We start from the raw sequence: 18,348 nt of genomic DNA on the forward strand, positions 1-18,348 counted from the left end.
TGGGCCTACTGCTTGTCGAAGCGCGGGGTGTCCTGCGGCTGCTGCTGGGGCTGCTGCTGCCCGCCGCCGCCCTCGATGGCCTGCCGGTCGGACGTGCCTCCGGCCAGCTCGGCCTTCATGCGCTGCAGCTCCAGCTCTACATCCGTACCACCGGAGAGCCGGTCCAGCTCGGCCTGGATGTCGTCCTTGGCCATGCCCGTGGGGTCGTCGAGCGCGCCGGAGGCCAGCAGCTCGTCGATCGCGCCGGCGCGGGCCTGGAGCTGGGCGGTCTTGTCCTCGGCCCGCTGGATGGCCAGGCCCACGTCGCCCATCTCCTCGGAGATGCCGGTGAACGCCTCGCCGATCCGGGTCTGCGCCTGGGCGGCGGTGTACGTCGCCTTGATGGTCTCCTTCTTCGTACGGAAGGCGTCGACCTTGGCCTGGAGCCGCTGGGCCGCGAGGGTGAGCTTCTCCTCCTCGCCCTGGAGCGTGGCGTGCTGGGTCTCCAGGTCGGTCACCTGCTGCTGGAGCGCGGCGCGGCGGGACAGCGCCTCGCGGGCGAGGTCCTCCCGGCCAAGGGCGAGCGCCTTGCGGCCCTGGTCCTCCAGCTTCACCGACTGCTGCTGCAGCTGGTTGAGCTGGAGCTCCAGCCGCTTGCGCGAGGTGGCCACGTCGGCGACACCGCGGCGCACCTTCTGGAGCAGCTCCAGCTGCTTCTGGTACGAGTAGTCGAGGGTCTCGCGCGGGTCCTCGGCCCGGTCCAGGGCCTTGTTCGCCTTCGCGCGGAAGATCATCCCCATACGCTTCATGACACCGCTCATGGGCTTCGCGCGCCCCCTTCTGACGGACTCCAGCTCCAGCTCTGCGACAGAACCCACAGTACGGGCCCTGCTTCCATTGACGCACTGTTCGGGGACGGATGCGCTCCTCCCCGAGGACGACTGCGTACGCTCCCGGCTCCGGCGTAAGGAGTAGGTGATCCCGGAGGGGCCCGGGGGTCACCGGGGGTGTGCACAACGTCCCCTCTGTCCCCCTAGAGACGACCGGCGTTGCCGGATCGTTCCCCGCGGGGCTGGGGTCCACACGTCACCACCCCGTACCCTTGGGTTTTGTGTTCCGTAGCCGTGCCAAGGAAGAGAAGGCCCCGACCGCCGACAGGGCGCCGGTGACCGACTCCAAGCAGCCCCGTGACCCGCAGGCCCCCAAGGGCAGGCCGACGCCCAAGCGCAGCGAGGCCCAGAGCCAGCGCCGCAGCGTCGCCAACACGCCCATGACGCGCAAGGAGGCCGCCAAGCGGCAGCGTGAGGAGCGCCGTGCCGCCCTGGAGCGGCAGCGCCAGGCGCTGGCCGGCGGTGACGAGCGTTATCTGCCGGTGCGCGACAAGGGTCCGGTGCGCCGCTTCGCCCGCGACTTCGTCGACTCGCGCTTCAACATCGCCGAGTTCTTCCTGCCGATGGCCGTGATCATCCTCGTGCTGAGCGTGATCCGCGTGGCCAACGTGCAGTCGCTCGCGCTGCTGCTGTGGCTGGTCGTCATCGTGCTGATCGTGCTCGACTCGATCGTCACGGGCTTCCGTCTGAAGCGGGCGCTGCGTGAGCGCTTCCCCGACGAGAACAAGCGCGGCGCGGTCGCCTACGCCCTGATGCGCAGCCTCCAGATGCGCCGGCTCCGGCTGCCGAAGCCGCAGGTCAAGCGTGGAGAGCGGCCCTGAGCACTGCCGCATTCTCCGGGGGCGCGGCCGACGCCTGGCTCAGCGGGCTGGGCGGGCTGCGTGATGTCGTACGACAGGAGCTGGTCGCCCGGCAGCTCGACGAGCAGATAGCCGGGCGCTTCCCGGTCGGGCAGCGGTTGCGGGTGCTCGACGTCGGGATGGGCCAGGGCACGCAGGCGCTGCGGCTGGCCCGGCTCGGCCACCAGGTCACCGGGGTCGAGCGCGACGCCAGGATGATCGCCGCGGCTCGGGAGGCGCTGTCCGCCCAGCCGGAGGGTATCCGGGAGCGGATGCGGATCGTCGAGGGCGACGGCCGGGACACCGGTGTGCACTTCCTGCCGGGCAGCTTCGACGTGGTGCTGTGCCATGGCGTGCTGATGTACGTCGAGGAGCCCGACCCGCTGCTGGCCGGGCTGGCGCGGGTGCTGGCCCCGGGCGGGCTGCTGTCGCTGCTGGTGCGCAACGCCGACGCGCTGGCCATGCGGCCGGGCCTGTCCGGCGACTGGGCGGGGGCGCTGGCCGCGTTCGACACGACCGCCTACCGCAACCGCCTCGGCCTGGACGTCCGGGCCGACCGCCGGGAGACCCTGACCGCGACGCTGGCGGGCATCGGCGCGCCGCTGCACGCCTGGTACGGGGTGCGGGTCTTCACGGACACCGCGGCCGACGGGGCGGAGATCCCCGGCGACGTGGAGCGGCTGCTGGCGGCCGAGGAGCGGGCGGGGCGCACGGACCCGTACCGCGCGGTCGCGGCACTGCTGCACCTGTGCGGGGTACGCGGCTGACGGTCCCGACCTCGGGCTACCGCGCCTGGGGCGGGCGCACGGCTGACGTCCCGCCCTCGGGCTGCCCCACCTGTGCAGGGAGGGCGGCCGGCGTCCCGCCTGGTCTGCCACTACCTGTGCAGGGGGCGCGCTGACGTCCCGCGTAGGTCTACCGCGCCTGTGGCAGGGGGCGCGCGCTGATCGTCCCGCCTAGGGCTGCCGGACCTGTGCGGGGGTGCGCGCTGATCGTCCCGCCTCGGGATGCCGCACCTGTGCGGGGGGCGGCTGATGTCGCGCCCGGCCTACCGCTACCTGCGCGAGGGGGGCTGGCGTCCCGCGTGGCCTGCCGCGCCTGTGGCGGGCTGCGCGCTGAAGTCCCCGCCTCGGGCTGCCGGACCTGTGCGGGGGGCGCGCTGAAGGGCCACGCCTCCGTAGGGGGCGCGCCGGCGTCCCCGCCTCGGGGCTGCCGCGCCTGTGTCGGGGGCGTCGGCGGCTTCGCCCTCGTTCGGGTGAGCAGGGCGGGCCCGGTCCTCGACCCGAGGTGAGACTCGGGGCATGGACGCTTCCCGTTTCCGCCCCGTCGCGGCGGCCGCCGCCGCCCTGTCGTGCGGTCTCGCGCTGCTGTCCGGCTGCTCGGACGGCTCCCCGGACACGCACAGGACCGAGAAGCGGATCACGGCCCAGGCCGCCGCGCGCCAGACGGGCAACGCCCTGGAGGATGCCTACCGGAAGGTGATCAGGGACGTCCTGCCGTCGGTCGTGCAGATCCAGGCCCGTGACGACCTGGGCTCCGGCGTCGTCTACGACACCGAGGGGCACATCGTCACCAACGCGCATGTCGTCGGCGACGAGCGGACGTTCGCGGTGACGACCGCCAACAGCGAGGAGCCGCTCACCGCGAGGCTCGTCTACTCCTACCCCGAGCAGGACCTGGCCGTGGTGAAGCTGGACCGGGTGCCGAAGGGCCTGCGGGCCGCGCGGCTCGGGAACTCGGCGAAGGTCGAGGTCGGGCAGATCGTGCTGGCCATGGGCTCACCGCTGGGGCTGTCCTCCAGCGTCACCCAGGGCATCGTCTCGGCGACCGGACGCACCGTCAGCGAGGGCCGCTCCGGCGGGGGTACGGGGGCGACCATCCCGAACATGGTGCAGACCTCGGCGGCCATCAACCCCGGCAACAGCGGGGGCGCGCTGGTGAACCTGGACGGCGAGGTCATCGGCATCCCCACCCTCGCCGCCACCGATCCGCGCCTCGGGGAGGGCGCGGCTCCGGGCATCGGGTTCGCGATCCCGGCGTCCATGGTGAAGACGGTCGCCGGACAGATCGTCAGGGACGGCCGGGTGACCGACTCGGGGCGGGCGGCGCTCGGCATCACCGGCCGTACGGTCGTCGACGACGACTACCGCGCCGCCGGTGTCGCCGTGGTCGAGGTCCTGCGGGGCGGGGCGGCCGAGCGGGCCGGGCTGGAGAGCGGGGACGTCATCACCCGGCTCGGTGACACGGAGATCACCACCATCACCTCGCTGACGGAGGTGCTGGCCGAGGCGAAGCCGGGTGACAGGGTCTCCGTCACCTATGAGCGGGACGGGGCCGAGAAGACGGTGGACGTCACGCTAGGCGAGCACTGACGGCCTACTCGGCGTCTGCGGCGTGCAGGCTCATCGGCCCGTAGATCTTCGTGGTGTCCTCGAACAGGGTGACCTGGTCGGCGCCACCGGCGGCCAGGTCTTTCCAGTGCTCTCCGATCCAGGACTCCGCGTCTCCCTGGGTGGTGAACTCCTCGGGCTGCACCGCGGGTTCGACCTCCGTCCCGTCGGCCTTCTCGAACCGCCACGTCCATGTCGCCATGCGGGGCCTCCTTTGATCGTCGTCGGGACGAGAGTAGTCGTTCGGGTGCGGGCCGTCTGTGGCAGATCGTGCCCACGCGGCCGAGCCGCATGCCGAGACGGCCCCGCGCCCCTTAAGGGCGTCCCGAGCGGGCGTGCTCATCGGTGACCGGTGAGAATCGGGGCGTGGAACTCACTCTGCTCGGCACCGGTGCTCCTGCGGGGCTGCCCCGCCCCGACTGTCCCTGTGCGGCCTGTGCCATCGCCCTGGGGGCGGACGCACGTGCTGCCACGGCGCTCCTGGTCGACGGGGCCCTGCTGCTGGACCTGACTCCGGGGGCCGCCTTCGCCGCGGCTCGGGCCGGGAGGTCGCTGTCGGGCGTACGGCAGGTACTGCTGTCGCACCCCCACGACGGGCCGGCCGTCGAGGTGCCGGCGGGGCTGCCGCAGCCGGGGCGGGTGCCGGACGGGCGGGAGTTGGCGCTGCTGACGGGGCACCGGGTGCGGGCGGTGGCGATGGACGCGCCGGGGACGGGGTACGCGGTGACCGGGCCGGACGGGCAGCGGCTGCTGTATCTGCCGCCGGGCGGGGCGCCGGCCGGGCTGGAGGAGGGCGGCGCTCTCGCCGAGACGTACGACATGGTGCTCGCGGACGTGGTGGGGCGGCCCGACGCGCTGGCCCGGTTGCGGGCGGTGGGCGCGGTGGGGGCGACCACCGATGTCATCGCCGTCCATCTGGACCATGACGTACCCCCCGGTGCCGAGCTGCGGCGGCGGCTCGCGGCGGCGGGGGCACGGGCCGTGCCCGACGGGACGACGCTGACGGTGGGCTCGTACGAGGACGTGCCGGACGTACCGCGGCGGACGCTGGTGCTGGGCGGGGCGCGGTCGGGGAAGTCGGTGGAGGCCGAGCGGAGGCTGGAGTCGTTCCCCGATGTGCTGTACGTGGCAACCGGGGGCACGCGCGGCGGGGACACCGAGTGGGCGGCGCGGGTGGCGACGCACCGGGAGCGGCGGCCGGGGTCGTGGCGGACGGTGGAGACGTGTGACCTCGTGCCGTTGCTGAAGGACGACGGGCCGCCGCTGCTGATCGACTGTCTGTCCCTGTGGCTGACCGATGCGATGGACTCCGTCGGGGCGTGGGACGACGCCGAGTGGGCGGACGGCGGTGAGCGGGCGCTGCGGGAGCGGGTGCGGGAGCTGGCGGACGCGGTGCGGCGGACGCGGCGGGTGGTCGTCGCCGTGTCGAACGAGGTGGGGTCGGGGATCGTGCCGGCCACCGCGTCCGGGCGCCGGTACCGGGACGAACTCGGGCGCCTGAACGCGGTGTTCGCGGGCGAGTGCGAGCAAGTGCTGCTGGTGGTGGCGGGACAGGCGGTGGTGCTGCGGGGGTGAGCGGTGCGGGTGCCCTCGCCAGGGGGTGTCTCGTCGATCAGCCCGGCCTGATCGGCGAGACACCCCCTAGGCGCGCTTCCGCGCGATCACCCGGTACGCACGTGACACCCGGGCCCGGCCCAGCAGCGTGGGGGCCAGGGACGTCACCAGTTCGCAGCCCTCGGCCTCCAGCTCGGCGCGCAGGTTGGCGGGCGGCAGCAGGTGGGGGACGCGCGGGAGAGGGAGACGGCGAGGGTCGGTGCTCTCGATGAGGATGTGCCCGCCGGGCCGCAGCGCCGACAGAGCGCACCGCAGCTCCCCGCGGGGATCCGGCGTGCGTTCGAGGTGGTGCAGGAGGCTCACCACGTCGTAGCGGGCGCGCAGCCGGGTCAGGACGGCCGGCGCGGTCAGCGCGCCGATGTGGGCCTCGTCGAGGCGGCCCACCGCGAGGGCCTGCTGGATGCGGGGCGTGGTGTCCACGCCGTCGAACGCGGTGTACGGGAAGAGCGCGCGGGCGGTCTCGGGGAACTCGGCGTGCCCCGTGCCGACGTCGAGCCAACTCTCCGGCTCCGGGAAGGGCAGCATCGCGCGGGCGGCGAGGCGGTGGCGCAGCCGGGTGACGGCGGCCCGGACGCCGTCACCCGGCACGTCGGCCGCCGGCACGGCCACGGGTCTGGGGTTCTGGAAGACATGCGCGCAGTCACCGCACTCGTCGACGGTGAACGGGCCCGGCTTGGTACGGCTGCGCAGGCTCCTGGAGCCGCACCACGGACAGTCGTCGCGGCGCGGATCGGCGTGCAGGGGGGACATCGGCGACTCCCAGGGACGGCCGGGACGACGGACAGCGACATACGACAATCCGCTGCAAAACGGAACGTATGGGATATGGATCTTGGGTGCAACGACGCCGCGGCCTCGGGGCCACCACGTGGCGGCGTCCTGTTCGACCGGTCCCGGTACTGTTCGGCGAATGAGCTCGCTGAATCTCGACGACTTCACCGATCTGATCGAACGCCCCGACGGCGGGGTGCGCCGCGACGCGGAGGCGCGCCGGGAGCGGCAGATCGTGCCGCCCGGATCGTTGGGGCGCCTGGACGAACTGGGTGAGTGGCTGGCCGCGGCGCAGGGCGCGGTGCCGGTACGGCCGATCGAGCGGCCGCGGGTCGTGCTGTTCGCCGGTGACCACGGGATCGCCGAACTGGGCGTGTCCGCGCGGCCCGCGGGCACGGCCGTGGACCTGGTGCGCGGGGTGCTGGAGGGCAGCCGGCCGGTGGCGGTGCTGGCCCGGCGGCAGGGCGTGCCGGTGCGGGTGGTCGACATGGCCCTGGACTGCGACCCGGAGACCCTGCCGGCGGAGGTCGTGCGGCACCGGGTGCGGCGCGGCAGCGGGCGGATCGACATCGAGGACGCGCTGACCCTTCAGGAGGCGGAGGCCGCCTTCCGGGCGGGCATGGCGGTGGCCGACGAGGAGGCCGACTCCGGTACGGATCTGGTGGTGCTCGGCGATCTGAGCGTGGGCGGGACGACGCCCGCCGGGGTGCTGGTCGCGGCGCTGTGCGGGACCGACGCGTCGGTGGTGACCGGGCGCGGCGGGGAGGCGATCGACGACCTGGCGTGGATGCGCAAGTGCGCGGCGATCCGGGACGCGCTGCGGCGGGCGCGGCCGGTGCTCGGGGAGCAGCTGCAGCTGCTGGCGGCGGTCGGCGGGGCGGACCTGGCCGCGATGACGGGCTTTCTGCTGCAGGCGGCGGTGCGGAAGATGCCGGTCGTGCTGGACGGTGTGGTCGCCGCGGCCTGTGCGCTCGTCGGGCAGCGGGTCGCCTTCCGGGCGCCGGACTGGTGGCTGGCCGGGCACGTCAGCGGGGAGCCGGCGCAGGAGAAGGCGCTGGACCGGATGGCCCTGGAGCCGCTTGTCGCCCAGGGACTGACGGTGGGCGAGGGCGCGGGCGCCCTGCTCGCCCTGCCGCTGGTCCAGGCCGCGGCGGCGCTGGCGGCGGAACTGCCGGAGCGGGCGGACCTTGCGGAGCAGGCGGAGGAGAAGCCGGCGGAGGACTGAGCCGCGGCCACACCGGTCCGGCACCGCCCGCCTCCGCCGCCTCCGCCGGGGTGGCCGAGCACCGTCGCGGCGGACGACGTGAGGACCGAGCACCGTCGCGACGGACGACGTCAGGGCCGAGCACACCGTCGCGACGGACGACGTCAGGGCCGAGCACACCGTCGCGGCGGACGACGTCAGGGCCGAGGCGAGCCCCGGAGCGCCGGTCCATGGTCCGGGGCGCGGGCAGGCGCCGGGCCCTCAGCGGCGGGCGTCGGGGGGCTTCGGCGGGGTCGGGTCCGGGGTGCCGCCAAGCCAGTTCTGGAGGTGGCGGGCGGGGCCGGACCAGCGGCGGTCGTGGCGGTAGGCGCGGAGCCTCGCGCGGGCGCGGGCGCGCGGGCGGCGGGCGTAGAAGCGCCGGGCCCACAGCGAGCCCGGACGGGCCAGGCGGACGGCGCCGATCAGGGCGACGAGGGGGACGATCGCGCCGAACAGCGCGGTACGGGCCTTGCCCTTGCCGAGGGCCACCAGGGCGAAGGTGAAGTTCACGCCGATCGTCGCGAGCGCGGTGCCCCGGCCCTGGACCTCGTCGTCGGAGAGGCCGTCGACACCGAACGGCGAGAAGCCGAGCAGCAGCAGGCCCACCACCGCCGCGGTGAGCACGACCATCTCCACGCTCTTGCGCCCCTCCTCGGTCCAGTACACGTCGTCCAGGTGCAGGATCAGCGCGAACTCGTCGAGCACCAGCCCCGCGCCGATCCCGAAGACCACCGCGGCGAGCCCCGATCCGACACCGTGCCGGCCACCGGCGACGGCCCCGAAACCGCCCACCAGGGTCAGCACCACACCCGGCACGACGTGATGGATGTGCACCCCGCCGCTCGACTCGACGTTACGGAACGGACCGCGGCCGGCGCGGATCAGCCGGGTGATGACGCGGGTCACCAGGAACGTCACCACGAACGCGAGCAGTGCGAGCAGCAGCGGCAGCTTGCCCGGCTCGGTGATGTTGCGGTGGAACCAGTCGCCCATGGGCGCAGTCTCCGTCGGCCCGGGTGCGCGCGCCCGCCGTGTTACGCCGTCGCGTAGCCTGCCGCCGTGCCTTCGATACCCGCTGCTCACGGCCTCCGCTTCGCCTTCGGCACGCTGTCCGTGCTGCCCGTGCGCGTGACGCGCTGGGACCGGGAGGCCGCGCGCGGCGGCATGCGGTGCGCTCCGCTGGTGGGGGCGGTGGTGGGGCTGGCCGCCGGTGCGGCGGGGCTGCTTCTGCTGGCGCTCGGGGCCGGCCCGCTGCTCGCCGCCGTCGCGACCGTGGCCGTGCCGGCCGTCCTCACCCGGGGGCTGCATCTGGACGGGATCGCCGACACCGCGGACGGGCTCGGCAGCGGGAAGCCGGCGGAGGACGCGCTGGTGATCATGAAGCGGTCGGACATCGGGCCGTTCGGGGTGATCACGCTGCTGTTCGTGCTGTTCGCCCAGGTCGCGGCCCTGGCGGAGGTGTACGGGGACTCATGGGCGCGGGGTGTGTTCGCCGCCGTCGTCTCGGCCACCGCCGCGCGGCTCGCGCTCACCCTGGCCGCGCGCGTGGGGGTGCCCGCGGCCCGGCCGGAGGGGCTGGGGGCGGCCGTCGCGGGGGTGGTGCCGGTGCGGGCGGCCTTCGGGGTGGCCGCGGTGGTCGTCGCGCTCACCGCGCTCGGGGGCGCGGCTTTCGGGGCGTACGACGCCGTACGGGCCGTCCTCGCCGTGGTGGTCGCCCTCGGTGCCGCGGAGGTGCTGCTGCGGCACTGTGTGCGGCGGTTCGGCGGGGTGACCGGGGATGTGTTCGGGGGGCTGGCGGAGAGTGCGGGCACGGCGGCGCTCGTGGTGCTGGTGCTCGGCTGAGCGAGTGCCGGGGTTCAGCAGGGGCGGCGCCAGGCGTCCAGGTCGTATCTCTTCAGCATCGAGCTCAGGCCCAGTTTCCTCGTCTGCGGGCAGAAGCCGCGGGTCGGCAGCTCGTACTCCACGTGGAAGACGGCCTTGCCGGCCTCGACGAAGGGCGTGAGGGCGGCGCATTCCCCGTACTGGGCGCACTGCTCGTTGACCGCGAAGTCGAAGTCGTCCACCAGCTCGGGGATCTGATCGAGGTCGTTCTTGAGGCCGACCGACATGCCGCGGTCGTGGGCCAGGCGGGCGATCAGGCGGTTGTAGCGCAGCTGGTCGGCCGCGGTCAGGGGGAAGCCGGTGGCGTTGGCGTAGCCGTCCATGTTGTCCGGCTCGACCGCGTCGAAGCCCTTCTCCCGGCACATGTCCAGACGGGCCGCCATCAGCGGTCCGAGGACGTCGGTGCGGCGGATGTCCAGCCAGCGCTCGCCCTTCCAGCCGTTGCCCCGGCCGAGCAGGGACCGGGGGAACGCTCCGGCGTCGGGGCGCCAGTCCTCCCAGGCGCCGGTGGAGAGGTAGCAGATGACCTTGCGGCCGTCGGCGTGCAGCGCGGCGACCGTGTCCGCGTCATGGTCGAAGCCGTCGATGTCGTACACCGGCACGTCCACGGAGGTGTCCAGGCGGCCGCTGAGCTGCCACTGCCAGGCGGTGCCGGGGCGCGGCCGCCAGCGCTCCGCGGGGGCCGGCTCGCCCTCGTCGTCGTCGGAGCCGGAGGTGCAGGCGGCCAGGAGCAGGAGGAGCAGGGCGAGCAGAAGGGCGGGGCGTCTCACCGGGCGGGCTCCATGGTGTGCGGCAACGTACCCCAAGGATGATCCCCCGTCCCCGGGACGGCACAGTGCAGGTCGGCGCCCCGCACCCGGAACGCGGCACCCGCCGGTACGCCGTGCACCAGGTGGCAGATCCGGGTGCCGGGGGCGTAGCGCGGCTGGGGCGGGAGGTGCCGGTACGTCTCCCAGGTGCCCTCGAAGGTGACCAGGACGTCGGCGACGCCCGCGTAGGAGGGGTGCGGTGGCGTGCCGTGGTTGAGGACGAGGGTGGCGGCGCCCGAGGTCCAGGCCGCAGAGGCGAGGCGGCGGTAGTACGGGAGGGCTTCGGGGGCCGAGGCCGCCTGGTCGAGGAAGGCGCCGTCGGTGCCGTACCAGGCGCGGTGGCGGGTCAGGTCGCGGACCACGTCGGCGTGCGGGCGCCGGCCGTAGGCGGTGTCGGTGTAGCCGAGGACGCGGACGCCTGCTGCCCGCAGGCGGGCGGCCGTGTCCGCGAACTCCGGGTCGGGGCGCTCGCCCGGGCCGCTGGCCGGGTTGAGGACCACGCCGTGGAGTCGGGAGGCGGCGGCGAGGATCGCGGCCCATTCGGCGGGGCGGACGGCGGGGTGTTCGTAGTACGGGACCAGCAGGGTGCTCATCGGTGGGCCGTCGCCCTTCCCAGCAGCAGGCAGGCCAGCGCCGTCTGGACGGCCGCCGCGACCCCGTACACCAGCGGTGCCGTCCCGTGCGTGTGGGTGAGCAGGAGCAGGGTCTGGGCGAGGGCCGCCGCGCAGCAGACGGTGGCCGCGCCGATGATCGCGCCGAAGGACTGGAGCAGCAGGCCGGTCCACACGACCACGCCGAGCAGCAGCAGGCCGGTCAGGCGTGGGCCGGTGAGCTCCGGGGAGCGGGGCCAGAGCGCGGCGGCGGTCACGGCGAGGGCGAGCAGCACGGCGAGGTAGCCGGTGAGGCAGCGGGCCACCATGAGGGCGGTGGCCCGGCGGAAGGCGCGCGCGGTGGCGGTGGAGCGCAGGCCGGTGAGGCTGCCGCTGCGGAAGCGGTGGAGCAGCCACTCGGCGGGGCCCATGCTCAGGGTGAGCGCGACGGCCGCGGGGGCCGCGACCGCGCTCGTCGTCCCGCCCGCGAGGACGTCGCCAATGGCCGCGTAGAGCACGAGCACGCCGCTGCCGAGCCCGAACAGGGCGTACGGCAGGGATGCGGCCAGCCACGGGCCCGTACCGCCGCGCCGGTGCTCCTGACCGCCGTAGGAGCCGAAGGGCCACAGGGCCGTGAGGCCCGCCGTCCACCCCTGGTCCTTCAGGGCGGGCGCCACCTCGCGCAGGGCGAGGACGGCCACGGTGGCCAGGGAGCCGAGCAGGAGCGGGTAGCGGACGGGGGGCGGGACCGGGAGCACCGGGGTCAGGGCGGCGGCGACGGCCATCGGCAGCAGGGCGTACAGCAGGTGCCGTTCGCGGCCCATCACCAGCAGGACCGTGGCCGCGCCCAGGTAGACGGACTGGCCCGCCGCGAAGGCGAGGGCGCCGGGGTCGGCGGTGCCGGTGACGGCGAGGGCGCTCAGCGCGCCCAGGACGGCGCCGACGGGGGCGCCGACGAGGAGGCAGCGGCGGGCGGCCGTGCGGTCGCCGAGGCCGAGCCAGGAGTAGGCGCGGTGGGACAGGCCCTGGTTCCAGGTCCAGCCGGTCAGCGCACCGGCGAGCAGCGGGACCGTGCCGGCGGGCAGGCCGAGGTCGTTCCCGGGGCCGGCGAGCAGGGGGGCGCCGAGGACGTAGGCGAGGCCGGGGAGGGCGAAGACGACGCCGCGGACGAGACAGCCGAGCAGGCTGGTCCGCCAGGGGTCGGGGACGGGGTTCTCGGGTTCCGGGGGGCGGCGGTCGACGCGGGCGTAGAGCTCCTCGGCGAGCGCGAAGGAGTTCTTCACGCCGTAGGTCTGGCGTATCCGGTCGTCCGACATGCCGTCGGACTCCAGCAGGGCGGCTATCTCGTCGGGGTGGACGGCCGCGGCGATGAAGTCCTCCAGGCGGTCGGCGAGTTCGTCGACCGGGTCGGGCTCGGCCCAGCTGGGCGCGGTGCGCTGCCGGGGGACGGCGGGCAGGGAGTCGGGGCGGGCGCCGGGCGGCAGCCACACGCTGCCGCTCACCAGTCGGCGCCTTCCGTCGCGACGGCCGCGTACCAGGGGTCGCGCAGCTCCAGGGTCCAGTCGGCGACCGTCTCGACCGTCGGCTCGTATGCCTCGGGCAGACCGGCGAGCTCCTGGTAGATCGTGCGGAAGTGCTCCACGCAGCGGCGGAGGGTGAAGCGGTCGATGACCCGCTGGCGGGACAGCTCGGCGAGCTGCCGCCGCCGTTCGTGGTCCTTCAGCAGGGTGAGGGCCGCCGCCGCCATCTTCTCCGGTTCGCGCGGCGGTACGACGAGTCCGGTGTCGCCGACCGCCTCGCGCACCCCGCCGACATCGGTGGAGACCGTCGTACGGCCGCAGGACATGGCCTCGATGATGGAGAACGGGAAGCCCTCGGAGATCGACGACAGCATGACGACATGGCCGGCCGCGTAGGCGCGCCACACCTCGGTGACGCGGCCCTCGAAGGTGAGGCCGTCGGTGACGCCGAGTTCCGCGGCGAGCTTCTCCAGTCGCGTCCGGTAGGGCTCGCCGCCGGGCGGGACCGGGCCGAACAGGCGCAGCCGGGTCTCGGGCAGCTCGGTGCGGACCAGGGCGTAGGCGCGGATCAGGGTTTCCAGGTCCTTGATGGGGTCGACGCGGCCGCACCAGGTGAGGGTGGGGACGTCGGGTTCGGGTCCGGCGTGCGGGAAGGCGGCGGGGTCGACGCCGTTGTAGACGGTCCGCACGCGCGCCGGGTCGGCGCCGCCGCGTTCCTCCCAGCGGCGGTTCCACTCGTTGCAGGGTGTGATCAGGTCGGCGCTCCTGTATCCGTGTGAATTGAGTTCACGGTAGAAGCCGAGCATGAACGCCTTCACGGGCCAGCGCTGGCCGTCCCGGCCGTAGCCGAGGTAGCGCTCGCGCAGATAGATGCCGTGTTCGGTGAGCAGGAACGGTACGCCGTCCAGGGCGCGGGCGGCGAGGGCGGGCAGCGTGGCCAGACCGCTGCTCACCGCGTGCGCGACGGAGTCCTCGGGGACCGGCGTGCCCAGCGGGCGCAGGGCGTGTTCCAGCAGGTCGGTGGCGGTGAGGGCGTCGTGCACGGTGGGGCGGGCGGCGGCGGTCGGCAGATGCGGCATGGTCCAGATCCACATCAGCGAGCGCAGCGCGGTCTCCGTGCGGAGGGCTGCCGACAGGCGGCCGTCGCGGGCGAGGCGGGCCAGGTCGGTCAGGGCCTCGCCGAAGTCGCAGGCGGACTCCGGGTCCAGGAAGGAGAGCAGGAACCGCTCGTAGGCGTCGGTGAAGCGGCGGCGGGCCCTGCCGTACGGGGGGCGTCCGCGGCCCGGCCTCGGGCCCCAGGTGGGGACGGTGGTGTGCCGGTAGGCGTTGGGCGGTAGCTCCCAGGTGACGGGTTCCCGGCCGGTTCCGGTGATGGAGACGACGTGGAAGTCGACGTCCGGCATGCCCTTGACGAGTTGGTCGCACCAGGTGCTGACCCCTCCGTGGACGTGCGGGTACGTGCCCTCCGTGAGCATGGTGACGTGACGGCCGGTACGCATCGCTGCGCTTGCTTCCCCCCTGTGCGGATGTGGTGTGGGGAACTGCTGCCCGTCCCCCGGCGCTGCCGTGTTGTGGTGGGCTGGTCGCGCCCACGCGGCGGAGCCGCATATCGGTACAGCCCCGCGCCCCTTCAGGGCAGCTTCAGCGTGACTCCGCTCTGGAGCAGCTCCGGCGCTGTCCATGCCGACCGCTGGCCTGCGTATGGCGTGCCGAAGGCCGTGGTGCCGAGCACCAGTTGCTTCCTCGTGCCCTCGGGAGCTGTCACCGGGATCTGGACCCCCGAAGGCGCCGTGATGGTGACCGTCGTGCCGATCCGGTACGCCGTGACCCTGCCGTTCGCCAGGGCCGTCTCCCAGGCCGCGCGGCGCTTGAGCTCCGTGCCGATGGCGCTCTGGCGGAGGTTCTCCAGCGGGGTGTTGTCGGCGAAGAGGGCGCGGTAGTCGGCGAGGACCTTGTCCATGACCGGGTAGAGGATGCGGTCCTCGGCCAGGTTCGACTGGTGGGCGTAGTGCGGGCGCGGGTCGTTGGAGATCGCGTGGCCGAGGGCGGTGCGGGCCTCCTGCGGGACGATGTGGTCGTCGTAGCCGGTGGCGAGGTCCAGCGGCTCGGGCAGGCAGGTGGAGGTGGGGTTGTTCTCGCACAGGCCGCTGCCGCCGTCGGCCGCGGAGGTGTAGATCCAGTTGTACTCGTCGGCCATCTCGGCCTCGGTGCCCGTGTTGTAGTACACGTTCATCGGGTGGCGGGGCACGGTCAGGGCGCTGCCGACGGGCCGCTGCCGGGGTTCGCGGGAGTTGTCCGAGGCGATCCACCGCACGCCGTTGTCGGCGAGGGCGCCGGCCAGGTTGGGGTTGTCCTCGGGCTGCTGCGGGAGGGTCCTCAGGCCGGAGTGCTCGCCGGTGACCAGTTCGGTGCGGTCGACGGGCAGGCCCTTGGCGGCGGCCCAGTTGTTGTTGTTCCGGATCTGGGCGGAGATCTCGGAGCGGCTCATGTACCTCGTCGCCCCGTCGGCGTTCTTCGCGCAGGTCCAGGGCACGGTGGAGGTGTCCTGGACGCAGCCGAGGAAGGGGTGGGTGTAGGTGTGGTTGATCCAGCGGTACTGCGCCTTGTCGGCGAGCAGCCGGTCGGTGAGCGGGTCGGTGCCGCCGGCTTGCGCCTTCCACTGCTCGCCGGAGCCGGCGTTGTAGACCATGTCCATCACGAAGCCCCGCTCGCGCTGCCACTGGGCGGCGTAGGCGGCGTCCTCGGCGGTCATCCGGATCGGCGTGGTGCCCTCGCCGTCGCCGCCGGGGCAGTCGAAGTCGCCCGGTGTGCAGTTGCGCTCGGTGTCCCAGCGGCTGTCGGGGGCGAAGACGTCGTCGATGTGCACGGCGAAGTAGTTGCGGTCCCGGCCCAGGTGGACGCCGTCGGTCAGCCACTCCACGATGCCGCGGGCCAGCAGCCGGAACTGCTGCTGGTGCTGGTTGTAGGCGAAGGTGACGACCAGCTCGCGGCGCCCGTCGTGGACGTACTCGCCGACCAGGCTGCCGCGGCCGGTGCCGGCGGGCACCGGGATGTCGACGTACGACGTGAAGCCGGGCCGCGGGCGGGCGACGTAGCCGTAGCTCTCCTGGACGGCCGGGTCGTTGTCCTCGAAGGTGAAGGCGCCGTCGAGGTAGCCGAAGCGGCCCGCCCTGCCGGCGGGGGTGACCGCGGCCTCGCGCCCGTCGAGGGCGCCGGCCCAGCCGCCCTCGCTGGTGTAGTCGAGTCCGACGCCGGGGTGCGCCCAGGTGTAGGCGTCGACCTGCGGGATGCCGTACGTCCGCTCGTAGGTCTCCAGGGCGGTCTGCTCGGCCGAACCGGGGCCGAAGGGCGCCTCGTTGGGGAGGACGACGCCCTGGTACCGGGCGCGGGGCGTGCCGTTCACGGTGTCGCTGAGGAAGGCGGCGGTGACGGCCGGACGGTCCGGGTCCGTGAGGTCGAGGGTGGTGTACGGGATGCCGGTGCTCCTCAGCTGGGCGGCGATCGCACGGACCGCGCTGTCGCCGTTGTCGACCACCAGCACCCTCAGGTCGATACGCGGTGCGGCGGCGGCCGACGCCCCCGGTGCCCCCAGGCCCACGGCCAGCAGGCCGGTGACCGACACGGCCGTCGCCGCGATTCTCCAGCTGCGCACGCTCTGCGCCATTTTCTGGTCCTCCCCCCAGAAGATCCCCTCTGCCCATGGAACGAGGGATCCGTGGAAATCATTCAAAGCGGAATGCTCGCCGCTCATCCGAACGCGATGAGTGTGACTCAGTTCACCGGGTGTGAGGATCGTGAAATAACCACGACGCCACCGTCAGGTGAACGTCCGGAGGAATGAGCGAATGCGCGTACGCGCGTAGTCTCGTCCCAGGCATGCGCCGTATAGGTGGGACCCGGTGGGGAGCGCAGGCTCACCCCGGATCTAGGGTCGGCTGTCGGGCCCGGCCGACCCACACCGTTCGGCCACAGCAACTTCACATCGGAAGCGAGAATTCACCACCGTGACTGCTCTCACTCTCAGCACGTCCGCGGCGCCCACCCTGAGGGCCGACGCGATCGTGATCGGTGTCGCCAAGGGCGCCAAGGGCCCGGTCGTCGCGCCGGGCGCCGAGGCCGTGGACAAGGCGTACGACGGCAAGCTCGCCGGCGTCCTGGAGACCCTCGGCGCCTCGGGTGCCGAGGGCGAGGTGACCAAGCTCCCCGCGCCGGCCGGCTTCAAGACGCCGCTCGTGGTGGCGGTGGGCCTGGGCGCCGAGCCGGAGAAGGACGCCGAGTTCGACGCCGAGGCGCTGCGCCGCGCCGCCGGCGCCGCCGCCCGTGCCCTGGCCGGCACCAAGAAGGCCGGCTTCGCCCTGCCGCTGGCCGACTCCGGCGACGCGGGCGCGATCGCGGAGGGTGCGCTGCTCGGGGCGTACTCGTTCGACGCGTACAAGGAGAACGGGAAGGACCCGAAGAAGAACGGCAAGGCCCCGCTCGCCGAGATCGCCCTGCTGGGCGGCAAGCCGCGCGACAAGGCCCACAAGGCCGCCGTCGAGCGCGCGGTCGCCGTGGCGGAGGAGCTCAACCGCGCCCGCGACCTGATCAACACCCCGCCGAACGACCTCAACCCCGAGGCGTTCGCCGCGGTCGCGCAGACCGCCGGCAAGGAGCACGGCCTGAAGGTGCAGGTGCTCGACGAGAAGGCGCTCGCCAAGGGCGGCTACGGCGGCATCCTGGGCGTCGGTGCCGGCTCGGCGTCGGGGCCGCGGCTGGTGAAGCTGTCGTACACGCACTCCAAGGCGAAGAAGCACCTCGCGCTGGTCGGCAAGGGCATCACCTACGACTCGGGCGGCATCTCGCTGAAGCCGGCCGGTCACAACGAGACCATGAAGTGCGACATGAGCGGTGCCGCGGCGGTCTTCGCGGCCGTGATCGCCGTCGCGCGCCTCGGTCTGGAGGTGAACGTCACCGGGTGGCTGGCGCTCGCCGAGAACATGCCCTCCGGTTCCGCCACCCGCCCCGGTGACGTGCTGCGCATGTACAGCGGCAAGACGGTGGAGGTGCTGAACACCGATGCCGAGGGCCGGCTGGTGCTGGCGGACGCGCTGTGGGCGGCGTCGCTGGAGAAGCCGGACGCGATCGTGGACGTGGCGACGCTGACCGGGGCGATGGTGCTGGCGCTGGGCAACCGGACGTTCGGTGTCATGGCCAACGACGACGCGTTCCGCTCCGCGGTGGTGGAGGCGGCGGAGGAGGTCGGCGAGGAGTCGTGGCCGATGCCGCTGCCGGAGCACCTGCGCAAGGGGATGGACTCGCCCACGGCGGACATCGCGAACATGGGTGAGCGGATGGGCGGCGGGCTCGTCGCCGGTCTCTTCCTGCGCGAATTCGTGGGTGAGGGGATCACCTGGGCGCACCTGGACATCGCGGGGCCGGCCTTCAACGAGGGTGGGCCGTTCGGGTACACGCCCAAGGGCGGGACCGGGTCGTCGGTGCGGACGCTGGTGCGGCTCGCCGAGCTGACCGCGGCCGGTGATCTGGGCTGAGTCCGTTGCGACGGGACCTCGTGTGCGGGTAGGGCGGGGTCCCGTCGCCTCTTGAGGTGCGGCCGGCTGTTTGAGGTGCGGCCTGCTGTCTCGCGGGCGGCCGCGGGTGATTTGTCGCTGTTCGCGCCCACGCGGCGGAGCCGCACATCGAGACGGCCCCGCGCCCCTGGCGGCACGCGGTGCCCCTGCGTCACACGGTGAACGTGCTACGTCTCACACACCGGCCCGGCGTCTCGTCCGGTGCGGACAAGTGCGAAGATGGGGCTCGGCAGGACAGGGCCCCCACCCGAGGGC

The 18,348-nt window shown here is 73.7% G+C and carries 16 protein-coding genes; 7 read left to right on the forward strand and 9 right to left on the reverse strand.

What is annotated here, in order from left to right; translation table 11 throughout:
• Window positions 1–5: 5 nt before the first annotated feature.
• Window positions 6–800, reverse strand: a complete 795-nt coding sequence (locus tag ACSU6M_RS09545; protein WP_437068697.1) for a PspA/IM30 family protein — start codon at window positions 798–800, stop codon at window positions 6–8.
• A 251-nt stretch (window positions 801–1,051) separates the two neighbouring features.
• Here ACSU6M_RS09545 and ACSU6M_RS09550 point away from each other — a divergent pair, with 251 nt between their 5' ends.
• The 3 genes from ACSU6M_RS09550 (at window position 1,052) to ACSU6M_RS09560 (ending at window position 4,080) form a co-directional block, all read left to right on the forward strand.
• Window positions 1,052–1,690: a DUF3043 domain-containing protein gene (locus ACSU6M_RS09550; protein WP_437075077.1), complete on the forward strand. Its 639-nt coding sequence runs from the start codon at window positions 1,052–1,054 to the stop codon at window positions 1,688–1,690.
• Between the two features lie 80 nt (window positions 1,691–1,770).
• Window positions 1,771–2,475, forward strand: coding sequence for a methyltransferase domain-containing protein (locus ACSU6M_RS09555; protein ID WP_437075079.1), 705 nt, complete (start codon window positions 1,771–1,773; stop codon window positions 2,473–2,475).
• A 534-nt stretch (window positions 2,476–3,009) separates the two neighbouring features.
• Complete coding sequence (locus ACSU6M_RS09560) at window positions 3,010–4,080, forward strand: S1C family serine protease (RefSeq protein WP_437068699.1); 1,071 nt, start codon at window positions 3,010–3,012, stop codon at window positions 4,078–4,080.
• A 4-nt stretch (window positions 4,081–4,084) separates the two neighbouring features.
• Here ACSU6M_RS09560 and ACSU6M_RS09565 read toward each other — a convergent pair whose 3' ends face one another.
• A complete protein-coding gene (locus ACSU6M_RS09565) occupies window positions 4,085–4,300 on the reverse strand; it encodes a hypothetical protein (RefSeq protein WP_437068701.1) in 216 nt (71 codons plus the stop codon).
• 164 nt (window positions 4,301–4,464) lie between these two features.
• On the opposite strand from ACSU6M_RS09565, the gene ACSU6M_RS09570 reads away from it, so the two are divergent.
• A complete protein-coding gene (locus tag ACSU6M_RS09570) occupies window positions 4,465–5,673 on the forward strand; it encodes a bifunctional adenosylcobinamide kinase/adenosylcobinamide-phosphate guanylyltransferase (protein WP_437068702.1) in 1,209 nt (402 codons plus the stop codon).
• A gap of 66 nt (window positions 5,674–5,739) precedes the next feature.
• On the opposite strand, the gene ACSU6M_RS09575 is transcribed toward ACSU6M_RS09570, so the two are convergent.
• Window positions 5,740–6,462 carry a class I SAM-dependent methyltransferase gene (locus ACSU6M_RS09575; protein ID WP_437068704.1) on the reverse strand — a complete coding sequence of 241 codons (723 nt, stop codon included), beginning with the start codon at window positions 6,460–6,462 and terminating at the stop codon, window positions 5,740–5,742.
• A gap of 160 nt (window positions 6,463–6,622) precedes the next feature.
• Between ACSU6M_RS09575 and cobT the strand changes: the two genes are divergently transcribed.
• On the forward strand, window positions 6,623–7,708 hold the full coding sequence (gene cobT / locus ACSU6M_RS09580; RefSeq protein ID WP_437068706.1) for a nicotinate-nucleotide--dimethylbenzimidazole phosphoribosyltransferase: 1,086 nt from the start codon (window positions 6,623–6,625) through the stop codon (window positions 7,706–7,708).
• Between the two features lie 240 nt (window positions 7,709–7,948).
• On the opposite strand, the gene ACSU6M_RS09585 is transcribed toward cobT, so the two are convergent.
• Window positions 7,949–8,719 carry a hypothetical protein gene (locus ACSU6M_RS09585; protein WP_437068708.1) on the reverse strand — a complete coding sequence of 257 codons (771 nt, stop codon included), beginning with the start codon at window positions 8,717–8,719 and terminating at the stop codon, window positions 7,949–7,951.
• A 66-nt stretch (window positions 8,720–8,785) separates the two neighbouring features.
• Between ACSU6M_RS09585 and ACSU6M_RS09590 the strand changes: the two genes are divergently transcribed.
• Complete coding sequence (locus ACSU6M_RS09590) at window positions 8,786–9,568, forward strand: adenosylcobinamide-GDP ribazoletransferase (RefSeq protein WP_437068710.1); 783 nt, start codon at window positions 8,786–8,788, stop codon at window positions 9,566–9,568.
• Between the two features lie 14 nt (window positions 9,569–9,582).
• On the opposite strand, the gene ACSU6M_RS09595 is transcribed toward ACSU6M_RS09590, so the two are convergent.
• From ACSU6M_RS09595 to ACSU6M_RS09615, 5 genes are all read right to left on the reverse strand, one after another.
• The gene (locus tag ACSU6M_RS09595; protein WP_437068711.1) at window positions 9,583–10,377 is read right to left on the reverse strand and encodes an endo alpha-1,4 polygalactosaminidase; all 795 of its coding nucleotides are present in this window, start codon (window positions 10,375–10,377) and stop codon (window positions 9,583–9,585) included.
• Entirely contained in the window at window positions 10,374–11,009 is a 636-nt protein-coding gene (locus tag ACSU6M_RS09600) for a spherulation-specific family 4 protein (protein ID WP_437068713.1), read from the reverse strand. Before ACSU6M_RS09600 ends, ACSU6M_RS09595 begins: the two co-directional genes overlap by 4 nt.
• On the reverse strand, window positions 11,006–12,508 hold the full coding sequence (locus tag ACSU6M_RS09605; RefSeq protein ID WP_437068715.1) for a hypothetical protein: 1,503 nt from the start codon (window positions 12,506–12,508) through the stop codon (window positions 11,006–11,008). The genes ACSU6M_RS09600 and ACSU6M_RS09605 overlap by 4 nt, the downstream gene beginning before the upstream one ends.
• Window positions 12,505–14,025, reverse strand: coding sequence for a GT4 family glycosyltransferase PelF (gene pelF / locus ACSU6M_RS09610; RefSeq protein WP_437068716.1), 1,521 nt, complete (start codon window positions 14,023–14,025; stop codon window positions 12,505–12,507). The genes ACSU6M_RS09605 and pelF overlap by 4 nt, the downstream gene beginning before the upstream one ends.
• Window positions 14,026–14,156: 131 nt before the next feature.
• Window positions 14,157–16,190, reverse strand: coding sequence for a hypothetical protein (locus ACSU6M_RS09615; RefSeq protein ID WP_437068717.1), 2,034 nt, complete (start codon window positions 16,188–16,190; stop codon window positions 14,157–14,159).
• A gap of 340 nt (window positions 16,191–16,530) precedes the next feature.
• On the opposite strand from ACSU6M_RS09615, the gene ACSU6M_RS09620 reads away from it, so the two are divergent.
• Window positions 16,531–18,054: a leucyl aminopeptidase gene (locus tag ACSU6M_RS09620; protein WP_437068719.1), complete on the forward strand. Its 1,524-nt coding sequence runs from the start codon at window positions 16,531–16,533 to the stop codon at window positions 18,052–18,054.
• Window positions 18,055–18,348: the final 294 nt, after the last annotated feature.

Source organism: Streptomyces sp. enrichment culture (assembly GCF_964272895.1).
Taxonomy (GTDB): Bacteria; Actinomycetota; Actinomycetes; order Streptomycetales; family Streptomycetaceae; genus Streptomyces.

Coding starts and splice junctions, on each gene's coding strand:
- ACSU6M_RS09545 (WP_437068697.1), bottom strand. CDS start 800: ATGAGCGGTGTCATGAAGCGTATGGGGATGATCTTCCGCGCGAAGGCG.
- ACSU6M_RS09560 (WP_437068699.1), top strand. CDS start 3,010: ATGGACGCTTCCCGTTTCCGCCCCGTCGCGGCGGCCGCCGCCGCCCTG.
- ACSU6M_RS09565 (WP_437068701.1), bottom strand. CDS start 4,300: ATGGCGACATGGACGTGGCGGTTCGAGAAGGCCGACGGGACGGAGGTC.
- ACSU6M_RS09575 (WP_437068704.1), bottom strand. CDS start 6,462: ATGTCCCCCCTGCACGCCGATCCGCGCCGCGACGACTGTCCGTGGTGC.
- cobT (WP_437068706.1), top strand. CDS start 6,623: ATGAGCTCGCTGAATCTCGACGACTTCACCGATCTGATCGAACGCCCC.
- ACSU6M_RS09585 (WP_437068708.1), bottom strand. CDS start 8,719: ATGGGCGACTGGTTCCACCGCAACATCACCGAGCCGGGCAAGCTGCCG.
- ACSU6M_RS09600 (WP_437068713.1), bottom strand. CDS start 11,009: ATGAGCACCCTGCTGGTCCCGTACTACGAACACCCCGCCGTCCGCCCC.
- pelF (WP_437068716.1), bottom strand. CDS start 14,025: ATGCGTACCGGCCGTCACGTCACCATGCTCACGGAGGGCACGTACCCG.
- ACSU6M_RS09615 (WP_437068717.1), bottom strand. CDS start 16,190: ATGGCGCAGAGCGTGCGCAGCTGGAGAATCGCGGCGACGGCCGTGTCG.